General features: G+C 70.3%; 8 protein-coding genes. 4 read left to right on the top strand and 4 right to left on the bottom strand.

The window, feature by feature from the left end; genetic code table 11:
• Positions 1-95: 95 nt before the first annotated feature.
• Entirely contained in the window at positions 96-5,036 is a 4,941-nt protein-coding gene (locus ACFYZJ_RS34210) for an NAD-glutamate dehydrogenase (protein ID WP_388574799.1), read from the bottom strand.
• 624 nt (positions 5,037-5,660) lie between these two features.
• On the opposite strand from ACFYZJ_RS34210, the gene ACFYZJ_RS34215 reads away from it, so the two are divergent.
• Positions 5,661-6,227, top strand: coding sequence for a DJ-1/PfpI family protein (locus tag ACFYZJ_RS34215; protein WP_388574801.1), 567 nt, complete (start codon positions 5,661-5,663; stop codon positions 6,225-6,227).
• Positions 6,228-6,277: 50 nt separating this feature from the next.
• On the opposite strand, the gene ACFYZJ_RS34220 is transcribed toward ACFYZJ_RS34215, so the two are convergent.
• Both ACFYZJ_RS34220 and ACFYZJ_RS34225 read right to left on the bottom strand, forming a co-directional pair.
• Positions 6,278-6,943 carry an HAD family hydrolase gene (locus ACFYZJ_RS34220; RefSeq protein ID WP_388574804.1) on the bottom strand — a complete coding sequence of 222 codons (666 nt, stop codon included), beginning with the start codon at positions 6,941-6,943 and terminating at the stop codon, positions 6,278-6,280.
• Between the two features lie 70 nt (positions 6,944-7,013).
• Positions 7,014-7,529, bottom strand: coding sequence for a DUF6912 family protein (locus tag ACFYZJ_RS34225; RefSeq protein WP_388574807.1), 516 nt, complete (start codon positions 7,527-7,529; stop codon positions 7,014-7,016).
• 331 nt (positions 7,530-7,860) lie between these two features.
• On the opposite strand from ACFYZJ_RS34225, the gene ACFYZJ_RS34230 reads away from it, so the two are divergent.
• Positions 7,861-8,481: an Rv3235 family protein gene (locus tag ACFYZJ_RS34230; protein ID WP_388574809.1), complete on the top strand. Its 621-nt coding sequence runs from the start codon at positions 7,861-7,863 to the stop codon at positions 8,479-8,481.
• A 61-nt stretch (positions 8,482-8,542) separates the two neighbouring features.
• On the opposite strand, the gene secA is transcribed toward ACFYZJ_RS34230, so the two are convergent.
• Complete coding sequence (secA, locus tag ACFYZJ_RS34235; protein WP_388574812.1) at positions 8,543-11,353, bottom strand: preprotein translocase subunit SecA; 2,811 nt, start codon at positions 11,351-11,353, stop codon at positions 8,543-8,545.
• Positions 11,354-11,648: 295 nt separating this feature from the next.
• Here secA and ACFYZJ_RS34240 point away from each other — a divergent pair, with 295 nt between their 5' ends.
• Together ACFYZJ_RS34240 and ACFYZJ_RS34245 are read left to right on the top strand one after the other, a co-directional pair.
• The gene (locus ACFYZJ_RS34240) at positions 11,649-12,227 is read left to right on the top strand and encodes a GNAT family N-acetyltransferase (protein ID WP_388574815.1); all 579 of its coding nucleotides are present in this window, start codon (positions 11,649-11,651) and stop codon (positions 12,225-12,227) included.
• Between the two features lie 56 nt (positions 12,228-12,283).
• Positions 12,284-13,486, top strand: a complete 1,203-nt coding sequence (locus tag ACFYZJ_RS34245) for a winged helix-turn-helix domain-containing protein (RefSeq protein WP_388574817.1) — start codon at positions 12,284-12,286, stop codon at positions 13,484-13,486.
• The last annotated feature ends 11 nt before the right edge of the window (positions 13,487-13,497 follow it).

Genomic DNA, 13,497 nt, shown 5'->3' on the forward strand with positions numbered 1-13,497 from the left:
GACTACGTTAGCGGACGAGCGAGTGTGGGCAGGATTCCGGGATACCCAAATGGGGGCGCCCCTCAGCGAAGGGCGCCCCCATCGTCGTACCGGTCCTAGCTGTGCGTCCTCAGCAGGGTCCGCATCGTGCGCATCGCCACCGACAGGTTCGCGAGGTCGAACGAGTCCGAGTTGGAGATCTCGTCCAGCGTCGTACGCGCCCGGGCGAGGATCGGCGCGTTCTTCTCCTGCCAGGCCTTGAAGCGCTGCTCGGGGGTCGAGGTGCCGTTGCCCGCCGCCAGGACCTCGGCCGTCAGCGCCGCGTGGGCCGCGTACAGGTCCTCGCGGATCGCGGCGCGGGCCATGGACTGCCACCGGTCGGCGCGCGGCAGTTCGATGATGCGGTCCATGAGCTGGGTGATCCTGAGTCGGTCGGCGAGGTCGTAGTAGACCTCGGCGACGTCCATGGGGTCCTTGCCCATGCGGTCGGCCACCGAGACGATGTCGAGCGCCGGGAAGGCGGAGGAGAAGCCGGCCACACGCGTGGCGAGCTCGTCCGGGACGCCGGCGCCGGTCAGTTCGTCGTAGATCTTCTGCCACCACTCCAGGTCCGCGCCGCGCAGCAGCTTCGGCAGTTCGCTCCAGACCTGCTCGACGCGCTCGGCGAAGAACGCGACGGTCTCGGTGAGCTGCAGCGGCTGCGGCCGGTTGTTGAGCAGCCAGCGCGTGCCGCGCTCGACCAGCCGGCGGGAGTGCAGCCGGATACGGGTCTGCACGGCGGCGTCGACCTGGGTGTCCAGCGCCTCGACCGCGTCCCACACCGGCGCGGAGCGGAAGATCGCGCGGGCCGCGGTCTGCGCCCGGACGATCTCCTCCAGCGAGGCGCCGGTCTCCTCGCGCATACGGTGCAGGTACGTCGTACCGCCCGTGTTGACCGTGTCGTTGACCAGGACGGTCGTCACGATCTCGCGGCGCAGTGCGTGGTTGTCGATCTGCTCGGCGAACTTCTCGCGCAGCGCGGTCGGGAAGTAGGCGTGCAGCAGGCCGCGCAGGTACGGGTCGTCGGGCAGCGGCGTGTCCAGCAGCTCCCGAGCGACCGTGATCTTCGTGTACGCCAGCAGGACGGCCGTCTCCGGGCCGGTCAGGCCCTGTCCGGCGGCGAGGCGCTCGCGGATCTGCCGGTCGGTGGGCAGGAACTCCAGCGCCCGGTCGAGGTGGCCCTCGCGCACCAGGTAGCGGATGAAGCGCTGCTGCGCGTGCAGCATGTCCTTGGACTGGAACAGGGCGTTGGCGATCGCCACGTTCTGCGCGTAGTTGTTGCGCAGCACCAGGGCGCCGACCTCGTCGGTCATCTCGGCGAGCAGCTGGTTGCGCTGCTTGACCGTCAGGTCGCCGTTCACGACGACCGAGTTGAGCAGGATCTTGATGTTCACCTCGTGGTCGGAGGTGTCCACGCCCGCGCTGTTGTCGATCGCGTCGGTGTTGATCTTGCCGCCGTGCTGGGCGAACTCGATCCGGCCGAGCTGGGTCAGGCCCAGGTTGCCGCCCTCGCCGACGACCTTGACCCGCAGGTCCTTGCCGTCCACGCGGATCGCGTCGTTGGCCTTGTCGCCGACGTCCGCGTTCGACTCCGTGGAAGCCTTGACGTAGGTGCCGATGCCGCCGTTCCACAGCAGGTCGACCGGGGCCTTGAGGATCGCCCGCATCAGGTCGGCCGGGGTCATCTTGGTGACCTTGCCCTCGATGCCGAGCGCCTCGCGGATGTGCGCGTTGATCTGGATCGCCTTGGCCGTGCGCGGGAACACGCCGCCGCCCGGCGACAGCAGCTCGGTGTCGTAGTCGGCCCAGGAGGAGCGCGGCAGCTCGAACAGGCGGCGGCGCTCGGCGTAGGAGGTCGCCGCGTCCGGGTTCGGGTCGATGAAGATGTGCCGGTGGTCGAAGGCCGCGACCAGGCGGATGTGCTCGCTCAGCAGCATGCCGTTGCCGAACACGTCACCGGACATGTCACCGATGCCGACGACCGTGAAGTCCTCGGACTGGGTGTCCAGGTCCAGCTCCCGGAAGTGCCGCTTGACGGACTCCCAGGCGCCGCGGGCGGTGATGCCCATCTTCTTGTGGTCGTAGCCCGCCGAGCCGCCGGAGGCGAAGGCGTCACCGAGCCAGAAGTTGTACTTCTGGGCGACCTCGTTGGCGATGTCGGAGAACGTCGCGGTGCCCTTGTCGGCCGCGACCACCAGGTAGGTGTCGTCGCCGTCGTGCCGCACCACGTCCACCGGCGGCACGACCTCCCCGGCCACCATGTTGTCGGTGATGTCGAGCAGCGCCGAGATGAACGTCCGGTAGCTGCGGATGCCCTCCGCGAGCCAGGCGTCGCGGTCCTTGGCGGGGTCCGGCAGCTGCTTGGCGACGAACCCGCCCTTGGCGCCCACCGGCACGATGACGGTGTTCTTCACCATCTGCGCCTTGACCAGGCCGAGGATCTCGGTGCGGAAGTCCTCACGCCGGTCGGACCAGCGCAGACCACCACGGGCGACCTTGCCGAAGCGCAGGTGCACGCCCTCGACGCGCGGCGAGTACACCCAGATCTCGTAGGCCGGGCGCGGCGCCGGCAGGTCCGGGATGGCCTGCGGGTCGAACTTCATGGAGACGTAGTCGTGCGGCTTGCCGCCGGGCGCCTCCTGGAAGAAGTTGGTGCGCAGCGTCGCCTTGATGACGGTGAGGAAGGAACGCAGGATGCGGTCCTCGTCGAGCGAGGCGACCTGGTCGAGGGCCGCGTCCAGCTCCTCCAGCAGGGCATCCGTCAGCTCCAGGCCGGCCCGCTGCCGCTCCGGCGACATCCGCGCCTCGAACAGGGAGACCAGCAGCCGGGTGGTGTGGACGTTGTTGCGGAGGGTGTCCTCCATGTAGTCCTGGCTGAAGGTCGAACCGGCCTGGCGCAGGTACTTGGCGTAGGCGCGCAGCACCATCGCCTGCCGCCAGGTCAGTCCGGCGCTCAGCACCAGCGCGTTGAACCCGTCGTTCTCGGCCTGCCCGGTCCACACCGCGGCGAACGCGTCCTGGAACCGCTCGCGGCCGTCGTCGCCGAGGTAGTCGCCGTTGCCGGCCACCTCCTTGGGGAGCCGGAGACCGAAGTCGTAGATCCACGCGGTCGTACGGTCCTGGCAGCGCAGCTCGTACGGCCGCTCGTCGATGACCTCGACGCCGATCCGCTGGAGCACCGGGAGCACGGCGGACAGGGAGACCGACCCGCCCCGGCGGTAGATCTTGAAGCGGCGCTCGCCGGGGCCGACGCCGACCGGCTCGTACAGGCTGAGCGCGAAGTCCTTGCCGCCCTCCTCGTCGGTGAGCTGTTCGAGGTGGACCAGGTCGGCGACCGCGGCGCGCGGCGTGTGGTCGGCCTTGTAGCCCTCGGGGAAGGCGTTGCTGTAGCGGCGCTGGAGCTCGGCGGCACGCTCCTCGCCGAGCTCCGCGGTCAGCGCCTCGTTGAAGGCGTCGGTCCAGGAGCGGGCGGCCTCCACCAGGCGGGCCTCGATGCGCTCCTTGTCGGCGTCGGACAGCTGGGGCAGCTCGGTGCCCTGCGGGACGCGGACCACGAAGTGCAGCCGGGAAAGGATCGACTCGGTGTTCCAGGCGGTGAAGTCGACGCTGGTCCCGCCGAGCTCCTCCTTCAGGATGTCGATGATGCGCAGCCGGACGCCGGTGGTGTAGCGGTCGCGCGGCAGGTAGACGAGGGCCGAGTAGTAACGCCCGTACTCGTCCTGGCGCAGGTAGAGCCTCAGCCGGCGGCGCTCCTGGAGGTACAGGACGGAGGTGACGATGGAGCGCAGCTCGTCGGCCGGGGTCTGGAACAGCTCGTCGCGAGGATAGGTCTCCATGATCTGGAGCAGGTCCCGGCCGTCGTGGCTGTTGGGCGAGAACCCGGCGCCCTTGAGGACCTCGTCGACCTTGCGCCGGACGACCGGCACGCGCAGCACGGACTCGGTGTAGGCGGCGGACGAGAACAGGCCGAGGAAGCGGCGCTCGCCGACCACGTTGCCGTTCTCGTCGAACTTCTTCACGCCGACGTAGTCGAGGTACGACGGCCGGTGCACGGTGGCGCGGCTGTTGGCCTTGGTGAGGACCAGCAGCTTGTGCTCGCGCGCCTTGGCGCGGGCGTCGGCGGGCAGGCGCTCGAAGGACGGGCTGACCGGGTGCTGGTCCTTGCCCGCGTGGTGGGGGTCCGCTCGCAGTATGCCGAGCCCGGTGCCGGGGACGGCGGCCAGCGTGTCGTCCTCGCGCAGCTGGTACTCGCGGTAGCCGAGGAAGGTGAAGTGGTCGGCGGCCAGCCAGCGCAGCAGCTCGCCGGCCTCCTCGATCTGCGCCTGCGGCAAGTCGTCGGGGACGGGCTCCTTCTGCAGGCCCTCGGCGATGCGCAGCGCGCAGTCGCGCATCTTCTCCCAGTCCTCGACGGCCTCACGGACGTCGGACAGGACGCGCAGCAGGTCGGAGGTGATCTGCTTGAGGTCCGAGCGGTCGGTCTCACGGTCGATCTCGACGTGGATCCAGGACTCGACGTGCGCGTCGTGCGGCAGCTCGCCGCCGGGCGCGTCGGGCAGCACCTCCAGGAGCCTGCCGGTCAGGTCGCGGCGGACGACGAACTGCGGGTGGATCACGACGTGGATGCCGCGGCCCTGGCGCGACAGCTCGTTCGTCACGGAGTCGACGAGGAAGGGCATGTCGTCGGTGACGACCTCGACGACGGAGTGGCTGCACGTCCAGCCGTTCTCCTCCACGGTCGGGGTGTGCACGCGCACGTTCGCCGTGCCCTGCGGACGGGTCTCGGCCAGCCGGTAGTGCGAGAAGGCGGCGCCGAAGACGTCCACCGGGTCGCGGTCGGTCAGGTCTTCGGGGGCGGTGTGCAGGTAGTAGCGCTGGAGGAACGCGAGCACGGTCTCCCGGTCCGGGGTGCCCTCGTCCGTCGTCCCGGTCGGTAGGTGCCCCCCGACCGGACTGTTCTCAGCTACCCGGGCGGCCCTCTCGAGCAGCTCGGCCTTGGCTTCGTCCAGCTTGGTCTGCATTGTCCTCTGGCTCCTGTCGCGCGCCGTTGCGTGACGTAGAAGGAAGTACGGTCTCTTCTCCGACGTAGCGCCGCGACGCGGGGTGTCCGGTCTGCTTCGACGCTATGCCGCACGGAGAGATGTGCGGGTGGTTATCGGCCATTCCCGGCGCCCGCGGCGACTGTGACGCTGCTCTCGGCGCGCTCGGCGCCTTCCGCGTCCCCGGCGCCCCGGTTGCCCCGGCGGGCGCCTGCGGCGCCCTGTCCGACCGGCTCCGCCTGCGAAGACCAGCGACCGCCGCCCGGTCACGGAGGTGGTCCGTGCTCACCGGGCGCGGGGCAGGGACGACGACGTCCCCGCGAGCTATCGCGCTGATCACGCCACAAGGCTATCGCTCCCCGTGGGGGCCACGTCATGAGCCGTATGTGTACAAAACAGGGGGTCGAACTTTGACGTTCTGCACAGGGGCATCAGGAGCGATGCCGTGCAGGGCGTGCGGTGCGAGCATGGCTGTACCGGCTGTGTGAGCTGTCACGGGGCGGTGCCGGGCCGTGCGCGGCCCCTTGGCAAGCGCCCCCGGCTGAGGCACGTTGCCAGGAGCAACCCGACGCAGCCGTCCGCACCACCGAGGGGAGCGCGGCCACCATGACGCAGAAGATCCTGATCGTCACCGGCGACGCGGCGGAATCACTGGAGGTCCTGTACCCGTACCAGCGCCTGCGAGAAGAGGGGTACGAGGTCCACATCGCGGCCCCGACCCGCAAGCAGCTCCGTTTCGTCGTCCATGACTTCGAACCCGGCTTCGACACCTACACCGAGAAACCCGGCTACAGCTGGCCCGCCGATCTCGCCTTCTCCGAGGTCGACCCCGGGGACTACGTCGCCATTGTCATCCCGGGCGGGCGTGCCCCGGAGTACCTCCGCAACGATCCCGAACTGCGCAAGATCCTCAAGTCGTTCTTCGACACGGACAAGCCGGTCGCCCAGATCTGCCACGGTCCCCTGCTCACCGCGGCGGTGGACGCCCTGCGCGGACGGCGCGTCACCGCCTATCCGGCCCTGGAGCTGGACATGCAGGCGGCGGGGGCCGACTTCCAGGACACCGAGGCGGTCGTCGACGGCACGCTCGTCTCGTCCCGGGCCTGGCCCGACCACCCCGGCTGGATGCGGGAGTTCCTGACCGTCCTGCGCGCCAAGGCGCCGGTGACCTGAGCCCGCTCCGGGTGCGGCGCCCGCCGGGGGCACCGCACCCCCTCCGGCGTTCAGGCCGCCAGCCGCTCCGCCTCCGCGACCGCCTCCTGCAGCGTGTCCACCACCGGCACGCCGACCTCTTCGAGGCTGGCGCGGCTGTGGGAGCCGCCGGTGTACAGCACGGCCCGCGCCCCGACGTGGTGGGCGGCGACCGCGTCGTCGGCGGCGTCACCGATCACCACCGTGCGCGCCGGATCCACGCCGTCGAGGGCCCGTATGTGGCGGACCATGTGCTCCGCCTTGCTGCCGCCGGACGGCCCGGTACGCCCCTGCACCCGTACGAAGTGCGCCTCGATCCCGAGCGACCGGACCATCGGGACCAGTTCCTCGTGCCCGTACATGCTCAACAGCGACTGGCTGCGGCCCGCCGACCGCCATCCCGCGAGCAGCTCCACCGCACCCTCGGTGAGCCCGCAGCGGACGCGGTGCTCCGCGTAGTACCGGTGGAAGACGACGTCCATGAGCTGCCACTCGGCGTCCGTGGGCAGCCGCCCCATCAGCCGCTCGTAGAACCTCGGGACCGGCACGCAGTACAGCGCCCGGTACTGCTCCAGCGTGATCGGTTGCAGACCCAGCTCGGCGAACGCCGCGTTCGTCGCCCCGATGATCGCGTCATTGTCGTGGAACAGTGTCCCGTTCCAGTCCCACACAATGTGCGCGCTTCCGTACGTCCCCATGCCATGAAACGTACCCGGCGGCACTGACAATCACCCGGGACGCGAACCGGCGGCACCGGAAAACGGCAGGTCAGTCGACGGAGCCCAGCAGGTTCGGGATCTCCTGTGTGGCGTACCAGAGCAGTTCGTGGTCCTCGGCGCCGTCCACGACGAACTGCGCGTCGTCGTCCCCCCGGTCGGCCGCCTCGAGCGCCTCCGCCGCCGCGGCCACGTCCGCCTCCGCGTCGGACAGGTCGACGTGCACGGCGGCCGCCTCGGCCAGCGGCACGCGTCCGGCGACGCGCACCTCGCCGAGCGCCGCCGGGTCGAGTCCGCGGTCCGGATCGGTGGTCGCCGCGCCGTCGGGGACGTCGACCGCGACCACGACCCGCCGCCGCGGCGCCCCCGGGTCGGCCGCCAGCAGGCGGAGGGAGGCGAGCGCGGCCCGGCCCAGCGCCGCGTACTCCAGTTCCTCGATGTCGTCGGAGAGGTACCACTCGCGCAGTGCGGGCGTGACGGCGTACGCGACGAACTCTGCGGCGCCCAGCTCACCCGTCTTGTACGCCTCGGCGAGACCGGAGAGGGTCAGGGGGACGTAGACGCGCATGGCGAGCCGCTTTCGTAGTCGGTCAGGGGTCGGTCAGGGGGTCGGTCGGGGGTCGGTCAGGGTCACCTCAGGATACGTGCGGGCGTCCCCCTTCGGGCCCCGTCCGCAGCCCTCGGCGGCGTCAACCGGGGTCGGCACGGCTCACCCTGCGCGCCCGGGCCGTCACCGGGGCTTCGACCAGCCCCTCACCCTGATAGGTGAACTCTCCGGTCCGCCCGCCAGGCTTCCGACTTCGTTGCGAGCGGGTCCCACGCCCCGTACAAGATCCCCAAGAAGTTACCGACCGGTACTCACCGGCCTCGCGAAACGGGGATCCGCCATGCACAAGGTGATGACCAGGAACCAGGCGATCAGCAGGAACCAGGCGATGACCAGGACGACGCCCGCCCCGGGCGCCCGCCCGCCGGTCCGCCACGACACACGCCGCCCGGGCACCACGCCACGCCGCACGGCACCGGGCCAGGGCCCGTCGCGGACGAGGACCCTCCAGCGGCCGTACGGGACGGCGGCGGAGGCCGCGCCGGCGGAGGCCGCGGCGGCGGGCGCCACACCGGCGGGCGCCCTCTCGTCGGCCGAGCAGGCCGCCCACGGGCCGCTCAGGCCCGTGCCACAGGTGCGGCCCACCGATGTGTTCGCCGACCGCCTCCTGTCCGTGCTGAGCGGTCAGCGCCCGGTGCACAGCATGCTCCGGCACACCGTCGGCCGGGCCTACGACGACCTGGCCCGGCTCGCCGAACGGGGCCCGCTGCGCACCCGCGGCACCCGTCCGGTCGTACGCGACATCGGCTACTACGTCCCGCGCCCGGGCGCCATCGAGGCCTTCGCCCGGATCGGCGCGGGTGACCAGCTCCGCGCGATGGCGTTCCGCCTGGAATGCGGCCGGGACCACCGCTGGCGCTGCACGGCGGTGGAACTGGGCGGGCCGCGCATGCCGCGCGGGGACGACGCGTGACCGCACGAACAGGGAGGGGCCGGGCACCCTCGGGTGCCCGGCCCCTCACCATGGGACGCTGCTACTTCTTGCGGCGCCGCCCGCCCTTCGCCTGCTTGCGGCGCTCGGCACGGGTCAGGCCGTCCGCCTCCGAGCGGACCGGCTCGCCGTCGCTGGAGAAGTCGCCCTCGACGATGCCACCCTCCCCGTCCACGGTCGGCGCGGAGAAGTGCAGCCGCTCGCGGCGCTGCGGGGCCTCCAGGCCCTTGGCGCGGATCTCCGGGCGGGCCGCCTGGGCCGCCACGGCCTCCTCCTTCTCCAGGGCGGGCTGGGCGTCCTCGACGGGGACCTCCTCGACCTGCTGCTCGACCTGGACCTCCAGGTTGAACAGGTAGCCGACGGACTCCTCCTTGATGCCCTCCATCATGGCCTGGAACATGTCGAAGCCCTCGCGCTGGTACTCGACCAGCGGGTCCTTCTGCGCCATTGCGCGCAGGCCGATGCCCTCCTGGAGGTAGTCCATCTCGTAGAGGTGCTCGCGCCACTTGCGGTCAAGGACCGACAGCACGACCCGGCGCTCCAGCTCACGCATGATCTCGGAGCCGAGCTGCGCCTCACGCTGCGCGTACTGCTCGTGGATGTCGTCCTTGATGGACTCGGCGATGAACTCGGCGGTCAGACCGGCCCGGTCGCCGGCCGCCTCCTCCAGTTCCTCGATGGTGACCTTCACCGGGTAGAGCTGCTTGAAGGCGCCCCACAGCCGGTCCAGGTCCCAGTCCTCCGGGAAGCCCTCCTCGGTCTCGGCGGCGACGTACGCGTCGATCGTGTCGTCCATGAAGTGCTTGATCTGCTCGTGCAGATCCTCGCCCTCCAGGACGCGGCGCCGCTCGCCGTAGATGACCTCACGCTGCCGGTTGAGCACCTCGTCGTATTTGAGGACGTTCTTCCGGGTCTCGAAGTTCTGCGTCTCGACCTGCGACTGGGCGGACGCGATCGCGCGCGTGACCATCTTGTTCTCGATCGGCACGTCGTCCGGGACGTTGGCCATCGACATCACGCGCTCGACCATCTGGGCCTTGAACAGGCGCATCAGGTCGTCGCCCAGGGAGAGGTAGAACCGGGACTCGCCCGGGTCACCCTGACGGCCGGAACGACCGCGCAGCTGATTGTCGATCCGGCGGGACTCGTGGCGCTCGGTGCCGAGGACGTAGAGGCCGCCGAGGGCCTCGACCTCCTCCTTCTCGGCCTTGACCGCCTGCTCGGCCTTCTCCAGGGCGGCCGGCAGCGCCGCCGCCCACTCCTCGATGTGCTCCTCGGGGTCGAGCCCGCGCTGGCGCAGCTCGGCCTCCGCGAGGTCCTCGGGGTTGCCGCCGAGCTTGATGTCCGTACCACGACCGGCCATGTTCGTGGCCACGGTCACGGCGCCCTTGCGGCCCGCCTGGGCGACGATCTGGGCCTCACGCTCGTGGTGCTTGGCGTTCAGCACCTCGTGCTGGATGCCGCGCTTGCTGAGCTGCTGCGAGAGGTACTCGGACTTCTCGACCGAGGTGGTGCCGACCAGGATCGGCTGGCCCTTCTCGTGCTTCTCGGCGATGTCGTCGACGACCGCCTCGAACTTGGCGACCTCGGTGCGGTAGATCAGGTCCGACTGGTCCTTGCGGATCATCGGCTTGTTGGTCGGGATCGGGACCACGCCGAGCTTGTAGATCTGGTGGAACTCGGCGGCCTCGGTCATCGCCGTACCGGTCATGCCGGAGAGCTTCTTGTAGAGGCGGAAGAAGTTCTGCAGGGTGATCGTGGCGAGCGTCTGGTTCTCGTCCTTGATGTCCACCCCTTCCTTCGCCTCGATCGCCTGGTGCATGCCCTCGTTGTAGCGGCGGCCGGCGAGGATACGGCCGGTGTGCTCGTCGACGATCATGACCTCGCCGTCGATGACGACGTAGTCCTTGTCGCGCTTGAAGAGCTCCTTGGCCTTGATCGCGTTGTTCAGGTAGCCCACCAGCGGGGTGTTCACCGACTCGTAGAGGTTGTCGATGCCCAGCCAGTCCTCGACCTTGGCGACGCCGGACTCGTGGATGGCGACCGTGCGCTTCTTCTCGTCGACGTCGTAGTCGCCGGTCTCCTCGATGCCCTTGAGCGGGTTGCCCGCCTCGCCGCGCTTGAGGCGCGTCACCAGCTTGGCGAAGTCGCCGTACCACTTGGTGGCCTGGTCGGCGGGGCCGGAGATGATCAGCGGCGTACGGGCCTCGTCGATGAGGATGGAGTCGACCTCGTCGACGATGGCGAAGTTGTGGCCGCGCTGGACCAGTTCGTCCTTCGACCATGCCATGTTGTCGCGCAGGTAGTCGAAGCCGAACTCGTTGTTCGTGCCGTACGTGATGTCGCACGCGTACTGCTCGCGACGCTGGGCCGGGGTCATGTTGGCGAGGATGCAGCCGACGGACAGGCCCAGGAACCGGTGGACGCGACCCATCATCTCGGAGTCACGCTCTGCCAGGTAGTCGTTGACCGTGACGATGTGGACGCCGTCTCCGGAGATGGCGTTCAGATACGCGGGGAGCGTGCCGACCAGGGTCTTGCCCTCACCGGTCTTCATCTCCGCCACATAGCCCATGTGCAGGGCGGCGCCGCCCATCATCTGCACGTCGTAGTGCCGCTGGCCGAGGACGCGCTTGGCGGCCTCGCGGACGGTGGCGAAGGCCTCGGGGAGCAGGTCGTCGAGGCTCTCACCATCGGCGTACCGCTGCTTGTACTCATCGGTGAGGGCCCGCAGCTCGGCGTCGGAGAGGTCGACGAAGTCCTCTTCGATGGAGTTGACCTGGTCCGCGATGCGGTGCAGCTTGCGCAGGATCTTGCCTTCGCCTGCACGCATGATCTTCGAGAGGACGGACACGGGGGTTTGTCTCCTTGCCGGTCGGGCCTGGGACGGTCGGTTAAATGACATCTTGAGCAACGGCCATCGTAAGCGAGGACCCCGCCGCGCCGGGAGGTCTGCCACCGACAGCCACTAGGACAACGGACGGGCGTGGCGGAAGGTGCCGCGCCCGTGCCACGAAAAGTAACCGGGTGGTCACGGGTGGCGAGGCAGGAGCGGACGACGGCGTGGCGGTTGCGGACGCGGGCGGCCGCGGCCCCCGTGACACGGGAAAGTCATGGCGACCGGGCGTGGGCCCGAGCAGAATCAAGCGATGGACCCCGTCACGCTGACCACCGAACGCCTTCTGCTGCGCACCGTGGGACCGCAGGACACCGACGCGGTGTACGCGGCCGCCCAGGACCCCGACATCCAGCGCTGGACCACCATCCCGTCGCCGTATCTGCGCGAACACGCGGAGCTGTTCGTCGGGCGGATCGCGCCGGACGGGTGGGCGGCCGCCTCCATGTTCACGCTCGGCGTCTTCCTTCCCTCCGGAGGACTGGTGGGCATGCTCGGCTTGACGATGCGCTCGCCGGGCGTCGCCGAGGTCGGTTTCTGGACGGCGAAGGAGCACCGGGGCAACGGCTACATCACGGAGGCCACGCTCCGCGCGGCGCACTGGGCGTTCACCCGCCTGTCGGTCGACCGGGTGGAGTGGCGCGCCGAGGTCGGCAATGCGGGCTCGCGGGCGGTCGCGGAGCGCGCGGGCTTCACCATCGAGGGTGTGCTGCGGTCCGCGATCGACAACAAGGGGGTGCGCCGGGACTGCTGGGTCGGCTCGCTGCTGCCCTCGGACGTGGGCCTGCCGTCGACGGCGACGTATCTGCCGGCGCCGGTGCCGGCCTCGTAGGCGCGGACCCTCACAGCTCATCCCGTGTTGTCAGTGCCGCCCCCTACGGTGTGACCATGCCGAGTCTCCCCCGCCCCACCATCGAACTGACCGCCGACGAAGCCCGCCGTATCGCCCTGCGGGCACAGGGCTTCCTCGGTGCTCCCGACCGCAGGGCCGGCGTGCGTGGCCTGCTGCGCCGGCTCGGCGCCGTCCAGCTCGACACCATCTCGGTCCTGGCCCGCTCGCACGAACTCATTCCGTACGCCCGCCTCGGAGCCATAGGCCGCAAGGCGGTCGACTCGGCGTACTGGACGCGTTCGTCCGACGGCCGGTCCTCGGCCGGGCCGCACGCGTTCGAGTACTGGTCGCACGCCGCCTGTGTCCTGCCCATCGAGGAGTGGCCCCACTTCGCCTTCCGCCGCCGCACCTACCGCTCCCGCCCGCACTGGAGCCACACCCTGCCGGACGGTGCCTACGACCAGGTCATCAAGCAACTGCGCGCCGAGGGCCCGCTGACGGCCACGGATCTGGGTGGCGCGAAGAAGACCAGCGAGTGGTGGGACTGGTCGGGCACGAAGGTCGCCGTGGAGCGCGCGCTGATGTACGGAGAGGTGGTGTGCGTCGAGCGCCGCGGCTGGAAGCGGGTGTACGACCTGGCCGAGCGCGCCGTCCCCGAGGCGCTGCTGCACGACGAGCTGGACGACACCGAGTGCCTGCGCCGCCTCGTCTCCCTGGCCGGCCGCTCCCTGGGCGTCGGCACGCGCGCGGACATCGCGGACTACCACCGTCTCAAGGGTGAACAGGTCGATTCCGTGATCGCGGACTCGGGCCTGGTCCCGGTGACGGTCGAGGGCTGGGGCAAGCCCGCCTGGGCGGACCCGGAGGCACTGCGGACCCCGCCGCGCGGCCGCCACCGGACGACGCTGTTGTCGCCGTTCGACTCGCTGATCTGGGAGCGGGCGCGCACGGAGCGGATCTTCGGCTTCACCCACCGCCTGGAGGCGTACGTCCCCAAGCAGAAGCGGGTGTACGGCTACTTCGCGATGCCGGTTCTGTCCGGTGGTCGGCTGGTCGGCCGGGTGGACCCCGCCCGCGAGGGCCGCACGCTGGTCGCCCGGCAGGTCACGCTGGACGGCGCGAAGGCGGTCCCGTCGGTGGCGCTGGCGCTGCTGGAGGCGGCGAGCTGGGTGGACTGCACCAACGTCCGCGTGGAGCGGGTGGACGCCCCGGAACTGCGTGAGCCGCTCGTCCGGGAGCTGGCCCGTGCCCTGGGCTGAGACCTGGCTTG

This window comes from Streptomyces sp. NPDC001848, from assembly GCF_042891915.1.
Taxonomy (GTDB): Bacteria; Actinomycetota; Actinomycetes; order Streptomycetales; family Streptomycetaceae; genus Streptomyces.

Excerpts from the sequence above, each read along its gene's own strand:
- ACFYZJ_RS34210 (WP_388574799.1), bottom strand. The coding sequence starts at position 5,036 with ATGCAGACCAAGCTGGACGAAGCCAAGGCCGAGCTGCTCGAGAGGGCC.
- ACFYZJ_RS34215 (WP_388574801.1), top strand. The coding sequence starts at position 5,661 with ATGACGCAGAAGATCCTGATCGTCACCGGCGACGCGGCGGAATCACTG.
- ACFYZJ_RS34220 (WP_388574804.1), bottom strand. The coding sequence starts at position 6,943 with ATGGGGACGTACGGAAGCGCGCACATTGTGTGGGACTGGAACGGGACA.
- ACFYZJ_RS34225 (WP_388574807.1), bottom strand. The coding sequence starts at position 7,529 with ATGCGCGTCTACGTCCCCCTGACCCTCTCCGGTCTCGCCGAGGCGTAC.
- ACFYZJ_RS34230 (WP_388574809.1), top strand. The coding sequence starts at position 7,861 with ATGACCAGGAACCAGGCGATCAGCAGGAACCAGGCGATGACCAGGACG.
- ACFYZJ_RS34240 (WP_388574815.1), top strand. The coding sequence starts at position 11,649 with ATGGACCCCGTCACGCTGACCACCGAACGCCTTCTGCTGCGCACCGTG.
- ACFYZJ_RS34245 (WP_388574817.1), top strand. The coding sequence starts at position 12,284 with ATGCCGAGTCTCCCCCGCCCCACCATCGAACTGACCGCCGACGAAGCC.